The 14,365-nt window shown below is 70.0% G+C and carries 13 protein-coding genes; 6 read left to right on the top strand and 7 right to left on the bottom strand.

The window, feature by feature from the left end:
• Positions 1-6: 6 nt before the first annotated feature.
• Together A176_RS27145 and A176_RS27140 are read right to left on the bottom strand one after the other, a co-directional pair.
• Positions 7-912 (bottom strand): LysR family transcriptional regulator, encoded by a 906-nt coding sequence (locus A176_RS27145; RefSeq protein WP_002635467.1) that lies wholly within the window; start codon positions 910-912, stop codon positions 7-9.
• Positions 913-1,049: 137 nt separating this feature from the next.
• Positions 1,050-1,352 carry a hypothetical protein gene (locus tag A176_RS27140; protein ID WP_021781021.1) on the bottom strand — a complete coding sequence of 101 codons (303 nt, stop codon included), beginning with the start codon at positions 1,350-1,352 and terminating at the stop codon, positions 1,050-1,052.
• A gap of 70 nt (positions 1,353-1,422) precedes the next feature.
• Between A176_RS27140 and A176_RS27135 the strand changes: the two genes are divergently transcribed.
• Complete coding sequence (locus A176_RS27135) at positions 1,423-2,520, top strand: MJ1255/VC2487 family glycosyltransferase (protein WP_193409805.1); 1,098 nt, start codon at positions 1,423-1,425, stop codon at positions 2,518-2,520.
• A 19-nt stretch (positions 2,521-2,539) separates the two neighbouring features.
• Here the strand turns inward: A176_RS27135 and A176_RS27130 are convergent, their stop codons facing one another.
• Positions 2,540-3,586, bottom strand: a complete 1,047-nt coding sequence (locus A176_RS27130; RefSeq protein ID WP_002635470.1) for an SDR family NAD(P)-dependent oxidoreductase — start codon at positions 3,584-3,586, stop codon at positions 2,540-2,542.
• 16 nt (positions 3,587-3,602) lie between these two features.
• The gene (locus A176_RS27125) at positions 3,603-4,076 is read right to left on the bottom strand and encodes a peroxiredoxin family protein (protein WP_002635471.1); all 474 of its coding nucleotides are present in this window, start codon (positions 4,074-4,076) and stop codon (positions 3,603-3,605) included.
• A 112-nt stretch (positions 4,077-4,188) separates the two neighbouring features.
• On the opposite strand from A176_RS27125, the gene A176_RS27120 reads away from it, so the two are divergent.
• The 3 genes from A176_RS27120 (at position 4,189) to A176_RS27110 (ending at position 7,687) form a co-directional block, all read left to right on the top strand.
• Complete coding sequence (locus tag A176_RS27120; RefSeq protein WP_044889470.1) at positions 4,189-5,310, top strand: aminotransferase class I/II-fold pyridoxal phosphate-dependent enzyme; 1,122 nt, start codon at positions 4,189-4,191, stop codon at positions 5,308-5,310.
• 185 nt (positions 5,311-5,495) lie between these two features.
• Entirely contained in the window at positions 5,496-6,383 is an 888-nt protein-coding gene (locus tag A176_RS27115) for a hypothetical protein (protein ID WP_002635473.1), read from the top strand.
• Positions 6,384-6,406: 23 nt separating this feature from the next.
• Entirely contained in the window at positions 6,407-7,687 is a 1,281-nt protein-coding gene (locus tag A176_RS27110; protein WP_002635474.1) for a choice-of-anchor X domain-containing protein, read from the top strand.
• Between the two features lie 13 nt (positions 7,688-7,700).
• Here A176_RS27110 and A176_RS27105 read toward each other — a convergent pair whose 3' ends face one another.
• Positions 7,701-8,870: a hypothetical protein gene (locus A176_RS27105; RefSeq protein ID WP_002635475.1), complete on the bottom strand. Its 1,170-nt coding sequence runs from the start codon at positions 8,868-8,870 to the stop codon at positions 7,701-7,703.
• Positions 8,871-9,270: 400 nt separating this feature from the next.
• On the opposite strand from A176_RS27105, the gene A176_RS27100 reads away from it, so the two are divergent.
• On the top strand, positions 9,271-10,014 hold the full coding sequence (locus tag A176_RS27100) for a PP2C family protein-serine/threonine phosphatase (protein WP_044889370.1): 744 nt from the start codon (positions 9,271-9,273) through the stop codon (positions 10,012-10,014).
• A 6-nt stretch (positions 10,015-10,020) separates the two neighbouring features.
• Here A176_RS27100 and A176_RS27095 read toward each other — a convergent pair whose 3' ends face one another.
• Positions 10,021-10,620 (bottom strand): hypothetical protein, encoded by a 600-nt coding sequence (locus tag A176_RS27095; RefSeq protein WP_044889371.1) that lies wholly within the window; start codon positions 10,618-10,620, stop codon positions 10,021-10,023.
• A 250-nt stretch (positions 10,621-10,870) separates the two neighbouring features.
• On the opposite strand from A176_RS27095, the gene A176_RS27090 reads away from it, so the two are divergent.
• A complete protein-coding gene (locus A176_RS27090) occupies positions 10,871-12,697 on the top strand; it encodes a methyl-accepting chemotaxis protein (protein ID WP_002635478.1) in 1,827 nt (608 codons plus the stop codon).
• Here the strand turns inward: A176_RS27090 and A176_RS27085 are convergent.
• Positions 12,694-14,244, bottom strand: coding sequence for an outer membrane protein assembly factor BamB family protein (locus tag A176_RS27085; RefSeq protein WP_002635479.1), 1,551 nt, complete (start codon positions 14,242-14,244; stop codon positions 12,694-12,696). The two genes, A176_RS27090 and A176_RS27085, sit on opposite strands and share 4 nt — an antisense overlap.
• Positions 14,245-14,365 lie beyond the last annotated feature (121 nt).

Genomic DNA, 14,365 nt, shown 5'->3' with positions numbered 1-14,365 from the left:
CGGGGCTCAGGCCTCGTCGGCGTGCGGCAGGTTGGCGGCGGCCTTGAACGCCTCCAACACCGCCGCGGAGGCGCGGTCCAGGTACTTGCCCTTGCGGATGAGCAGGCCAATGGGGCGCGACACCGGCCCCTCCGCGAAGGGCTTGGCCACCAGCGTGCCGCCCTTGATTTCACCCTGCGCCGTGGAGATGGGGAGGATGGCCACGCCCAGGCCCATCTCCACCGCCCGCTTGATGGTCTCCACGTTGTCCATCTCCATCACCGGGTTGATGTCGATGTTCTTCTCGCGGAAGAGCCGGTCCAGCGCCTTGCGCGTGGGCGCCTCGCGGTCGAACGCGATGAAGGGCACGCCCGACAGCGCGGTGAGGCTGACCTTCTGTTTCGTGGCGAAGGAGTGCCCCGGGGCACACACGACCGCCAGCTTGTCGTCGCGGAAGGAGAGGATGTCCACGCCCGCGCGGGGCTGCGGATAGGCGACGATGCCAATCTCCGCCGCGCCCAGAATCACGTCGTCGTACACCTGGTCATTGCGCCGGTAGTTCAGGCGCATGTTCACCTTGGGGTGCGACTTGAGGAGCTGCTTCTGCACCGTGTTCAGCTCGTGCAGACCCACCGAGTAGATGGTGGAGACCGTGGTGGTGCCCGCCACCTCGGTGGCCTGCTCGCGAATCTCCTGCTCCACCTCGGAGAAGCGGGCGAGGATTTCCTTGCACCCCCGGAACAGCCGCTCCCCGGCCGGCGTCGGCGTCACCTGCCGCGCGCTGCGCGACAAGAGCTTCTGCTCGTACCGATTCTCCAGCGCGCGAATCTGCTGGCTCACGGCGGACTGGGTGACGTGATTGAGCTGCGCGGCGCGGGAGAACGAACCGGTCTCGACCACGTCGCAAAACATCTTCAGGGATTCGAGCTGCATAAGGTCGTCTCCTACCCCCAAACCCAATGATTAGGCCAGAAGTTAATTAGAACGACTTTACTTCGCGGGCACACTACCTAACCCGGCTGGTGTCCGGTTGGCCATCCATCGGGCGATGGGGGGATTGCGGCCAGGGCTCAGGCGTCCTCCGGGCCCGCGGGTGGCGGGCGGGGCCGGAAGAGGGCGAAGAGGGAGGCGCCGAGCGCCGTCAGTGCTCCCCCGCCCAGGGCTTGGGTCCGCCCCACCTCCCGGGTGGCGTCCTCCACCAGCTTGCACTCCGGCCCGGTGAGGCCCTCGCAGCCTGGGGCGACGAAGAGGTTGCTCAGGCCCACGGCGAGCAGACCCAGGCCGCCCAAAAGCAGGCCGCCGAACAGGCCCGTCGCGGCGGAGCGTCCCAGGGACGGCCGCGGGGGAGGGGAGGGCTCCGGGGAGGAGGGCATGCGGGCAGCTATAGCCGTGAGCGTGGGGCGGGCTCAACGGGGCGTGTGTCGGCCGCGTATGCTGCCGGGCATGCGAATCCTCTACGGTGTCGTCGGCGAAGGCATGGGCCATGCGACGCGCTCCCGCGTCCTCCTCGAGGAGCTCACGAAGGAGCACGAGGTCCACATCGTGGTGTCCGGCCGGGCCCAGGACTACCTGGCCAAGCGCTTTCAAAACGTGCACGGCATCTGGGGGCTGACGCTCGCCTACGAGGGGAACTCGGTGAAGAAGTGGCAGACGGTGCTGCAGAACCTCACGGGCGCCGTGAAGGGCTGGCCGCAGAACATCCGCCAGTACTTCGAGCTGGTGGATGACTTCCGTCCGGACGTGGTGGTGAGCGACTTCGAGTCGTTCAGCTACATGTTCGCGAAGACGCACCGGTTGCCCGTCATCAGCGTGGACAACATGCAGGTCATCAACCGGTGCAAGCACGAGCCGGCGCTGCTGGCGGGCTACGAGGACAGCTTCGAGACCTCGCGCGCCATCGTGAAGGCGAAGCTGCCGGGGGCCTTCCACTACCTCGTCACCTCGTTCTTCTACCCGGAGCTTCGCAAGCGGCGCACCACGCTGGCCCCGTCGATTCTGCGGCCCGAAATCCTCGAGGCGAAGTCCGAGCCCGGCGAGCACCTGCTCGTGTACCAGACGTCGACCACCAACACGGCGCTGCCCGACATCCTCAAGGCCGCGGGCATCCCCTGCCGCGTGTACGGGCTGCGCCGGGACATCACCGAGGACCTGGTGGACGGCAACCTCACGTACCGGCCCTTCAGCGAGAAGGGCTTCATCGACGACTTGCGCACCGCGCGGGGCGTGGTGGCCAGCGGTGGCTACACGCTGATGAGCGAGGCGGTGTACCTGCGCAAGCCGGTGCTCAGCGTGCCGCTCCTGGGCCAGTTCGAGCAGATCATCAACGCGCTCTATCTGGAGAAGCTCGGCTACGGCATGTACGTGAAGGAGCTGACGGTGGACGCGATGAAGGAGTTCCTCGCGCGCCTGCCTCGCTGCCACCAGGCGCTCCAGGGCTACGAGCAGGACGGCAACACGCGGATGCTGGCCGCCCTGCGCGAGCAGCTCGCCCTGGCCTACGAGCACCGGGGCCACTGGGCCATGGAGATGGCCCAGGACTGACGGACCGCCGGGGTGCCCGTCAGTGCAGCGGTACCTCGGTCTCGTTGTTTCGCTCGGCCGCGCGGCGGGTCAGCTCGGTGAGCCAGGACTGCGTCAGCGGCGTCTCGCTCTGGCTGCCGGTGTAGCGGTCCTGGCTGCTGTCCTGGGGCATGAAGCGGTTGGCCCAGGCGGTGAGCGTGGCCGTCAGGTTGGGGGCCAGCGCGCGCCCGGCGGCGGCCAGCTTCGCGGGCAGGCCCAGCACGGCTTCGGCGTCGCCGCGCCGGCATGCCTCGAGAATCTTCCGCGCGGACTGCTCGGCGCTCAGCGAGGTGACGGGCAGCGAGTCCCCCGTGGCGAACCACGCGTATTCCGCCTCGTGGTTGCCCTTGAAGTACGCGTTGCGCGGGCTGCCCGTGCGCATCAGCCCCGGGCACACCGTGGTGACCAGGATGCCGTCCTGACGCAGCTCCGCGCGCAGGCCGTCCGACAGCCCCACGAGCGCGAACTTGCTGGCGGAGTACGGCACCAGGTGCGGGACGCTCACCTTGCCGCCCACGGAGGCGACGTTGACGATGCGGCCCTTGCCGCGCCGCTTCATCTCCGGCAGCACGGCCAGCGTGGTGTACAGCGGCGCCCACAGGTGCGTGTCCATGGCCTCCTCGAAGTCCTCCAACGTCATGGACTCCAGCGGCCCCACCTGGATGATGCCCGCGTTGTTGATGAGCACGTCCACCGCGCCCCACCGCTCATGCACGGCGGAGACCAGGGCCTCCACCTGCACCGGGTCCGTCACGTCGCAGGGGATGGCGTACACCTCGCCGCCCGTGCGCTCCAGCTCCTCGCGGGCGCGCTCCAGGGTCTGCTCGTCACGGCCGCAGATGGCCACGCGCGCCCCTTCCTTCAGGAGCTGACGGGCCATCACCAGCCCCAGCCCCCGGGAGCCGCCGGTGATGAGGACGGTGCAGTCCTTGAACTGGAAGCGCGAGCGCAGCAGCCGGCGCAGGCCGAGCACCGCGCCGATACCTGCCGCGGCCACCGTGCCGAACGAGAAGCGGGAAGCGTCTGGATTCTTTCGGCGAGTCGCCATGGTGGACTCCAGGGTGTCAGGGGGCGTGCGCGGGAGCCGCGGCGCTGGATTGGACGAAGCGCTCCAGGACCTGCCGCGCGTGCTGGGAGGCGTTCTTCCCGGAGAAGTGGTGGCGCAGCCGGCCCGAGTCCGCGTCGAACAGCAGCCACGCGGGCGTCTCCGCCACGTCGTAGGCGCGCGCCATGGAGCCGTCGTCCACGGCGATGGGGTGGTAGAGCCCGTGTTTTCGCGCGAAGGCCTCCACCGCGTTGGTGTCGCGCAGCTCCTTGTCGGAGGCGGTGACGTCCACGCTGATGATGCGCAGGCCCCGGGGCGCGAACTCCGCGAGGATGCGCTTCACCGCGTCGATGTCCGCGTCATTCCCGCGCTGCTTGAGGGAGAAGAAGTGGAGGAGGACGGGCAGCTCATCCAGCTCGGACACGTGGACGGGGGTGTTGATCCACCCGCCGTCCGGGTCCAGCAAGGTGATGGGGATGTCGAGCTTGGGCATAGGGGCTCCCATGAGGCCTGGCGTTGGAAAGGACGCGACTCAAGCTAGGCACGGGCCTTCGCCGCCGGACGTCGCTGGACGGCAGGCCGTGAAGCAGGCAGACATGCCCGCCATGCGCATCCCCGACTTCAAGCTGGAGCGTTACTTCGCGCGCTGGGAGTTCGCGGCGCCCTACCTGCTGTGCTCGTCGGACATCGAGGGCTGGCGGATGCAGGACTTGCTGGCGCTCGCCGGCCCGGACGAGCGCGCCCGCTGGGAGGGGCTGACGCTGGGCTACACCGAATCCACGGGCCTGCCCGCCCTGCGCGAGGAGATTGCCGCGCTGTATCCCGGCCTCTCGCCCGACCAGGTCCTCACCTTCGCGGGCGCGGAGGAGGCGCTCTTCGTCCTCGTGAATGTGCTGCTGGGCACGGGCGACCACGCCGTCGTCACGTGGCCGGGCTATCAGTCCCTGCACGAAGTCGCGCGCGCCACCGGCGCGGACGTGACGCTGCTGCGGCTGCGCGAGGAGGACGGCTGGGCCCTGGACCTGGACGCCCTGCGCCGCGCGCTGCGGCCCGAGACGCGGCTCCTGGTGGTGAACTTCCCCCACAACCCCACGGGCGCGCTGCTGGACCGCGCGACGTTCGACGCGCTGTACGCGCTGTCGCGCGAGCGTGGCATCTACGTGTTGTCCGACGAGGTGTACCGGCTGCTGGAGTACGACACCGCCGACACGCTGCCGCCCGCGGCCAGCCACTCGCCGCTGGGCATCAGCCTGGGCGTGATGTCGAAGGCCTTCGGGCTCGCGGGGTTGCGCGTGGGCTGGCTGGCCTGTCGCGACGAGGCGTTGCTCCGGCGGTGCGCGGCCTACAAGGACTACACCACCATCTGCAACAGCGCGCCCAGCGAGGTGCTGTCACTCATCGCCTTGCGCGCCCAGGAGCGGGTGCTCGCGCGCAGCCGCGCGTTGCTCACGGAGAACCTGGCGCTGCTGGATGCCTTCTTCGCGCGTCACACGGACACCTTCCGCTGGGTGCGCCCGCGCGCTGGCAGCGTGGCCTTCCCGAAGCTGCTGCGCGAGACGCCGGTGGCCCACTTCACGGAAGCGCTGCGCGAGCGCGAAGGCGTGTTGCTGCTGCCCGGTGACGTCTACGACTTTCCCGGCAATCACTTCCGCATGGGGTTGGGACGGTCGAACCTGCCCGACGCGCTGGCCCGCCTGGATCGCTTCGTGGCTGACACCATGCGTTGACGCGAGGGCGATGGAGTGTCGCGTCCCGAGGAGATGCAAGGCATTGATGCGACGCGTCAGTTCTTGCGTGTACGTCGAGATTTCCGTGACCTCGACCTTTTACACCTCATGCCTCTACAGTACGCCTCCCCGCTCGGTCCCCCTCCTGGCGGGCTCCCCCCTCGGTAGCGCTGGAGGCGCTCTACATGAAGAAGCTCATCGGTACGGTCATCGCCGCCGCCACGATGTTGGCTGGTACGGAGGCCGCTGCGGCCAACTACACCCTGTGGATTCATGGCCGCAATGGAGGCACGACGCGGGCGGGTGACTACAACGACTTCAGCTACTGGGGGCCCGCGAACACGGCGGCGGGCGTGAACAAGAAGGCCGTCAACTGGGACGGCCGCGCGCGCATCGGTTCGGAGAACTACCGGATTCGTGATGCCCTGGACTGCTTCTGCACGGGCGACAACTGGTGCTACATCGCCGCGCACAGCGCCGGCAATCTCCAGATTGGCTACGCGCTGTCGATGTTCGGCGGCTCGGAGCGCCAGGTGAAGAACGCGTCGCCCAACGCCAGCGGCGTGTGTGGGAACGTCAGCGGCGGCAGGAAGCAGCCGGGTTGGAACATCAAGTGGGTGAACGTGGCGTCGGGCGCGGCCGGTGGCAGCGAGCTGGCGGACATTGGTGAGTGGGCGGTGTCGGAGCCGCTGGTGAGCGACCTGGTCACCACCACCGCGCGTGCCATGTACAACCACAACACCACGCGCAACGTGTGGTTCTACATGTTCGCGGCGTCCAAGGGCACGCTGTACTCCTTCGTGCTCCCGGGCCAGGACGACGAGGCGGTGGCGTACCATTCGACGGGTGGCGTGTCCGGCAGCGCGGGCAGCTCGCAGTGCAACCCCGGGGATTGGTTCTGCGGCGGCACGTTGAACCTGGGCACGGCGGCGTGCAGCGACGGGCGCGCGAAGTGGGGCTTCCACACGGTGGAGATGCGCGACGACCGGGAGGAGTACAATCACTCCGCCGCGGGCAGGTGGGGTGGCATCATCGCCCCAGTCCGCGCGGACGTCGTCAAGTACGCTTACTGAGGCCTTCCGCCCCCTGAAGCACCATGACTCCAACCGGTCCTGTTTCCCCGTCGCGTGCGCGTCATGCCTTGTGGGTCATCCCCCTCATCCCGCTCGTCCTGGGGTGTGTGGGGTGGTGGTGGTTGAACCGGCTGGGCGCGGCGTCCGTTGACAGTGACGCCGCGGAAGTCGTCTCCCCGGGGGCGGCGGCATCCGCCCCCGAGCGGTCCCGACGCGCTCCTGGCGTGAAGTCTCCGGGTCCGGTGATGGGCGTGGCGGTCCAGGGGCAGGCGCGCAGCCCCGAGGACGAGAAGCGGGCGGCGGAGCGACACCTGTGGGAGCAGCGCCTGGCCCGCGCGAAGCAGGCGCTGGCGTCGTACATGAAAGCGACGCGGTATCCGCCCGAGTCGCGGCCCGCCAGCGAGCATCCGGACCAGATGGAGCTGGCGGAGCCGGAGCGCACGCGCCCGTTGAGCCGTGACAGCTCGGACGTGCAGCTCCGGTTGAAGCAGGACCGCGTGTTCGTGGTGGGTGACGAGGTGGTGCACTTCTTCGTCGGCTGCGAGGACGCGCGGCGCATGCCTCGGCCCTGTCAGGTGGTCTCAGCGACCGCGCACGAAGCCGAGCACATGCCTGGCGCTGACAGCGTGGTGCCGGTGCCCCTGGTCTTCAGCGACGACGGCGCGGGCGGTGATGCGCTCTCCAGCGACGGCACCTTCACGGGGCGCTTCCAGCCGTCGAAGCAGGGCTTCCCCTTGTACTCGGGCACGCTGCGCGTGGACGTCCAGGTGCGCTCGGGGGGGACGGAGGGCTCCGCGTTCTTCGACATCATGTACACGCCGTCGCCTCCGGCGAAGTTCACCGGCCGGGTTCGTGAGGTGTTGGAGCAGGGCTCGCTCCAGCTCTACCTCGGGATTCGTGTCCAGAAGGCGGGACGGTACGTGGTGGCGGGCCGCGTGGACGACGAGAGCGGCATGCCCTTCGCGCACGTGTCCTTCAACGAGGAGCTGCGGCAGGGGGACCAGGAGGTGAAGCTCACCATCGCCGGCAACCTCGTGCTGGATGAGGCGCCCACCTTCCCGTTGAAGCTGCGCGACGTGGAGGGCTTCCTGCTCAAGGAGCGGGGCGACCCGGACCGCGAGCTGATGACCAGCCTGCGTGGCTACGTGCACACCACGAACGACTATCCCGAGTCGGTCTTCTCCAACGCGGAGTGGCAGAGCGAGGAGCGGCAGCGCTATCTCGACGAGCTGAATCGGGACGTCCAGGGCGTCCTGATGCGGCTTGAGACCTACGACGAGACCCCGCCCCCGCCGCCTCCGTGAGCGGCTTGGTGCTTCAGTGTTCGGGGGGCGGCTCGCTGGTCACGGTGCTCGCGTCCGCCGGGATGCCTTCGGGCGGCAGCTCCGCCGACAGGGACTCCGCGACCGCCTCGACACCTTGCGCGGCGAAGGACGCGGCCACGGGCGCGCTCGCCGCGGCGGGGTTGGCGGCGATGGAGCCCAGCACGCCCGCGACGGCTGCGTCCTCCACGGACGGCTCGTCCGGCACCATCAGGCCCAGGTCGAGTGGATCCGCGAGGAAGTCATCCGGGCCCGCGGGGCTGACGGCCGGGTCCAGCGCCTGCCGCGTGGCGAACTGCTGTCCGTAGGTGGCCGCGTAGGCGCTGCCCAGCGCGAAGCCCGCGGGCGCGTCGTCGACCCGCGCGTCTCCAGCGGCGGCGGTCGCGACGTCGGCCGGCACGGCATCGATGCCCGCGGCCTGGGCGACGTGGTTCGCCGGCGTGTTGGAGACCGAGGCATCCACCGCGTCCGCGGCGAAGCCGTCATCCGGGCTGGGGAAGAACGCGCCCTGCGCGCGGGGACGGTGGCTGCTGGCCGCGCTCGCGAAGCCCGCTTCCACCTCGGACGCGGTGAGCGGCGCTTCCTCGAAGATGTCTTCCAGCCCCAGCTCCAGCGGGGCTTCGTGCTCCACCGCGGCGCCGGGCCCATTCAGCATGAAGAGCACGTCCTCCGCTTCCATGGACGTGGGCGGGGGGGCGCTGTCCAGGTTCTGCAGCTCCCAGGCGGCGGCTTCCGGTGAGAGCAGGTCGCTGCCCATGTCCTGCGCCGTGGGGCCACGGACCGGGGGCCGGTACTGCCCGCCACCACTCACGGCATCTCGCGGCGCGCCGAGCGCGGACGGAAGCTGCGAGCCCAGCAGTTGCGAGTAGCGCCGGGGCGACGCCTCGAAGGAACTCTCACCGGCGAAGACGCGCAGGTGCTCGGGCGTCTCCGCGTCCGTGGCGTCCACGCCCGCCAGCTTCGGCGCGTGCGCGGCGAGCGACGTGTCCAGGTCATCCACCTCGGCCTGGAACTCGCTCTCGTCTGCGTAACCCCGCCGCACGGAGGGCACGGGCTGCAGCGGCTCGCGCGGGGCAAGCGGCGACACGGACTCCACGTTCGTATCGAGCCGGGCCCGGGAGATGGCGCTGGAGATGCTCGCGGTGATGCGACGGATGGACGACATCGAGTTCTCCCCTGCGGCACACACGCCCGGCCGCATCGGAATTGTCGCTCCGTCCCCCAGGAAGTTGCCACGCCCCCCGCTTCAGGCGCGGCGGGTTCGTCATTTCGTTGCATTGGTATTCGCACACCCTGGTGGAAACGACCTGCCGAGCGGGCGCTTCCGTCACCAGCGACCTGTGGAGGGCGGTCCCCGGTGTGGGGGCGCGACCCCACGTTGTGAGGGTTGTTGACGAATGGAGGGCACTTGCAGCGTCCGCCAGTGGACGGGTGCGGCCCGAAGGGCGCGGTGCAGTGGCAGTCCCTCCCCAGGAATCCATCGATCCGGGGTATCCGTAGCTTGCGTCCGTCGGGGGAAGGGCGCTGGCCTCCCGCTTGCTGGTGGGAAGCCCGAGGAGGCAGTCATGAGAATGGACAGCGCGGGACAGACCCACATCGGGCGTCGGCCGCACAACGAGGATGCGTTCTGCGTGGCGCCGGAGCTGGGACTGTTCGTGGTGGCGGACGGGCTGGGCGGCCAAGAAGGGGGCGAAGTCGCCAGCCGGTGTGTCGTGGACACCTTCGTGGGCTTTGGCCTGCGGTTGGGGCAGGACCGGGACTCGATGTGGCCCACGGTGCCGGACCCTCGGCTCAGTCATGAGGAGAACCTGCTGGCGGCGTGCTCGGCGCTGGCGCAGCGCAACCTCCAGGCGCAGCGCGTGGGCCGCCTGCGCGAGATGGCGTCCACCGTGGTGGCCCTGGCGGTGAGTGAGAACGGCGCGGCGGTGGCGCACGTGGGTGACAGCCGCCTGTACCGGTTGCGCGCGGGGAAGCTGGAGCCGCTGACGCGCGACCACTCCCTCATCGAGGAACTGCGGGACGCCGGCATGGAGCCCCCTGGGGGCTCTGGAAACCTGCGGCACCTCATCACCCGCGCGCTGGGCACGGACAACGCGGAGCCCACCGTGCAGCGGCTCCAGACGGAGCCAGGGGATGTCTTCCTGCTGTGTTCGGACGGGCTCTACGAGCCGCTGGGCGTCGAGGGCTTGATGAAGCGCCTCACGTTGTCCTCCGCGCGCGAGGTCTGCGACGCGTTGGTCTCCGACGCTTATGAAGCGGGCGGCAAGGACAACATCACCGCGGTGGTGCTGCGCGTCGCGGAGGCCTGAGTCGCCTCAGAACCCGACGCCGAAGGAGAGGCTGGCGGAGGGCAACCAGGTGTCGCCGGGCTTGATGAGTTGGGGGGCGTGCGGCAGCCACGCGAGGCTGAAGTTGAGGTCGCCCACCAGCTCGAAGCCCGAGGCCAGCGGACGGAGATAGCGCAGTCCGAATCCTCCCTCGGGGCCCGTCGTCGCCACGCGGCGCCTGTCGGTCCCCTTGAACTGGAACCCCGGGTCGTCGCGGCCCACCTGTGACTCCGCGAAGCCTCCGGCGATGAACGGCTGCAGCGTGCCCCAGCGCGCCACGTCGAAGCTCGTCAGCCGCAGCTTCGCTCGAAAGTGCGCCACCTCCGGTTCGGGGTCGCCGTGCAGGAAGCCGCTGCCGGTGCCGCAGCCCTCCAGCGAGAGGAAGGCCACGGGCGACAGCTCCATGCAGAGCTCTGGTCGGCCGTTGCCGTTCGCCGTGGAGCCCCCCACGCGCAGGTTGATGAAGTTGCGAGGAGTGAACGAGCGCTCGGCCCGGTCTCGGGCTTCGCCCGTGATGTCCTCCGCGCGAAGGCCCGTGGGCAGGAATGCGAGCAATGCCAGGGCTTGCGAAAGAGAGGGCGAGCGCATGGGCCGCACGCAATCGCGCGGCTTCCATCTCGGTCAATGCAACGCGAGGGCGACTGTCCATGGCCGAGCGTGCAGGCATGGCCGAAGACGTAGGCACGTGGCATCGGTGTAGGTCCCGTGACGTGTCATCCGCGCCTTCTCCGGGTCATTCCTGATACCTGATGATCCACGCTCAACAGCGGTGCCTTCTCGGGATAGGCTGGAACTCTCTCCACTGGGTCCCCCCGCCCATCCCCTGGCCTTGCAGCGAATGACGCACAGCCTTGCCGCGCGCCTGACCACAGCTCTTTCTCTCGTCATCCTCGGCCTCTCCGCGTTGAGTGTCGGGCTGACGTCCATCTCGCTTCGCTCGTGGTCTCACGAGGTGCTCACCTCGCGGCTGGCCCAGGACGAATCCGCCTGGAGCCGGGTCGTGGCTCACGAGGCGCGAGAACTCACCGCGCTCGCGCGCGTCACCGCGGCGAACGCGACCTTGTCATCGCTGTTGTCTCGCGACGCGGCGGACTCCTCGCAACTCCAGGCCGAGCTGCGCGCGCAGCAGGCGCTGATGGGCGTGGACCTGCTCGTCGTGTTGGACGCGGCGGAGGGCGTGCGCGCGAGCCTCGCCTCCGGAAGCGTGGCCGGGTTGGCGTCCCTGGTGAAGCAGGGCGAGCCGCGCGTGGTCCTGGTGGGCGGCGTGCCCCATCACGCCGTGTCTCGGCCGGTGGAGGCGGGTGGCCGCACCGTGGGCTCCGTGGTGTTGGGCCGTGTGCTGGGGGAGCAGGCGCTCCTGGCGCTGCGCGACGAGCGCGGCGTGGAAGGCGTGCTGACCGTGGAGGAGACGCCGGTGGCGCACGCGTTGAGCGCGGTGTCGTCGGAGTCGCTGCTCGCGGCGTTGTCGGGGAAGGGGCGGCCGGATTCGGTGAAGGTGAGCGGCGTGTCGTTGCACCTGCGCCGGGTGGACGTGGGGCCGGGCGTGGAGCTGCTGCTCACGCGCGACACTTGGAAGGAAGCGGCGCAGTACCGCGTCTCGTTGCTGCTGGTGGTGCTCCTGGGCGTGGCCCTCACGGCGGCGGCGGGCACGGCCATCTTCGTGTTGGTGCGGCGGATGACGGAGCCGCTGCGCGAGCTGACCGCGGCCACGGCGCGCATGGTGTCGGAAGGCGATTTCCGGGCGCGCCTGGAGGTGCGCTCGAAGGACGAGATTGGCCAGCTCGCCAGCTCCTTCACGGAGCTGATGGCGCAATTGCGCGAGCTGCTGATGGCGTTGCAGCACTCCTCCGTGCAGCTCGAGACGGCCTCCACGGAGCTCACCGAGTCCGCGGCCGTCCAGAACGAGGCGGTGTCGCAGCAGGCGGTGGCGCTGCATGAGACGCAGATCGCCGCGCAGCAGCTCCAGGAGGCCTCGCGCGCGGCGGCCCGCCGCGTGGATGTCATCCTGCGCGAGGCGGACAAGGCCAGCGGCTTTGGCGAGGCGGGTGAGGCCGCCGTGTCCGGCAGCGTGGGCGGGCTCACGCACATCCGTTCGCACGTGGAGCACATTGGCCGCACCATCGCGGAGCTGCATCAGCGCACGCGGCAGGTGGGGGACATCACCCGCACGGTGAAGGACCTGGCGGACCAGTCCAACGTGCTGGCGCTCAATGCCTCCATCGAGGCGGCGCGCAGCGGTGACTCGGGCCGTTCGTTCGCGGTGGTGGCGCGGCAGATGCGCTCACTGGCGGACCAGTCCGCTGGAGCGACCACGCGCGTGCAGTCCATCCTGAGTGACATCGGCCGCGCCATTTCGCAGACGGTGAGTACCAGCGAGGGCGGCGCGCGCGAGGTGGAGGGCGGCCTGGAGCAGGTGCGCGCCGCGGGCGAGAGCCTCCGCTCGCTGGCGGGCATCATCCAGAACAACGGCAAGACGGTGCGCAGCATCGCCGAGGCGGTGAGTCAGCAGGACGCGGGCATCGCGGAGCTGTTCGCCGCGCTCAGCTCCATGGCGGACCTGGCGGACCAGATTGTCGACCGGATGGCCGCCAGTGAGCAGTCGGCCATCCAGTTGTCGGCGGCGTCCGCAGAGCTGAGCGCCATCGTCGGGCGCTACCGGCTCTAGCGCAGGGCCTGGGCGGGCGCGGCCTCGGGCTTCGCCTGTCCTGAGCGCGTGTTGCCGCCGCCCGCGCTCACCCAGCCTCCCGTCGCGGGCTCGGTGGGCGTCGCGAGGTCGAAGGCGCGGATGCTCATCCGCTGCGTCCAATCGTTCTCCGCGTTCCAGTTCGTCCACGCGCCCAGCACCACGCGGCCTTGGTGCAGCGCGGGCGGGGTGATGTAGGGCGCCTTCCCCGGCAGCGCGCACGCGGACAGCTCCTGGCCGTCCAGGTCCAGCTCCCGCAGGAACGTGCCGATACCGGCGTCCTCGCCCGTGCAGATGTTCTCCCCGCACTGGGCCTCCACGGGGCGGTCCACCAGCAGCAGCGAATCGCGTTGGGTGAGGAGGGGCGACATGGGCCAGGCGCCGACGGCCCGGTGCCATTTCACCGCGCCGCTTTCGACGTCCAAGCCGTAGAGGAAGGTGTCACCCGGGTGCGTGGTGGTGGGGCAGCCCTCGGTGGTGCACTGGAGGTCTGGCAGCACCAGCATGCGCCCCGCCTGCATCGCCGCGCGGCCGAAGGGCGAGCTGGAGCGGCCCAGTGAATAGTCGAAGGATTCGGCGGAGGCCGTGGCCAGCGTGGCGCGCGGCGCGCCCGTGGCCGCGTCCACCAGCTCCGAGCGGCCCAGCAGCAGCGTGCCGTCATCCACCGCGGTCGGGTCCAGGACGCCCTCGCGGTGCGTGCGCCAGCGGAGCTGACCGTCCGAGGAGAACGAGAAGAGCTCCGTGGTCTGCTCCAGGACGTCGGAGGCGCCGGCGTAGATGTTGCCGTCCGTGTCCACCACGAGCGGCGCGTAGATGGGCGGCATGCGCACCTGCCACGCCACCGCGCCGGTGTCCGCGTGCACGGCGACCAGCAAGTCCTCCGCGCCCACGTCGCCGAACGTGTCATGCACCACCGCGACCAGGTAGGGCGGGCTGCGCACCAGCGATTCGACGCGGAGCGCGTGGTGGGCCTCCGGGTTGGTGTCCTTCACCGCGCCCAGCGAGACGCTCCAACGCACCTGTCCCGTTGCGCTGTCCATCGCGGTGAGCAGCGCGAGCCGGCCCGTCACGAAGAGCTGCCCGCCGTCCACCGTGTGCACCGCCCAGGCGCCGGGTGGGGGGAGGGCGCGCTGGTAGCGCATGGCTCCGTCCCTCGTGACGGAGACGAGCTGGCAGTCGAGCTGGCTCGGGTCCTTGTCCACCCAATAGCTGCTCTCGCACTCCGTCCAATAGGTGTTGCCGTCCGCGTCCATGGTGCCGCGGAAGTCCACCGTGTGATTCCACGCGGCGTCATGGCTCCAGGCGAGCCGTGCCGTCCCCTCGGGCCCGGAGCACGCCGTGGCCGCGCTGGGCGCTGGCGTCTGTGGGGCCGGTGTGGGCCCAGGTGCCGGCTCGGAGGTGGAGCCCTCGGAGGACGGCGTCTGCGTCTCGCCTGGGGGCGATTCAGCGGAGGCGCTTGCTGCGTCCTCCGGTGAGGAGCAGCCCGCCCACAAACACGCGCCCAGCACCACGCTTCGAAGTCGACTCACGCCCGCCTCCTGACACCTGCCCACCCCACCGCTTGTCGCCAGGGTGGTCGCGCACAGTGGGGATGGGATTCCCCCGGCGCAACACACCCAGGCAGGGGCGGCGGAGGGGCAGGCAGTCAGG

The organism is Myxococcus hansupus (genome assembly GCF_000280925.3).
Lineage (GTDB): Bacteria > Myxococcota > Myxococcia > Myxococcales > Myxococcaceae > Myxococcus > Myxococcus hansupus.
Note: the sequence above shows the minus strand (reverse complement) of the source record. Positions and strands in the feature narration are given on the sequence as shown.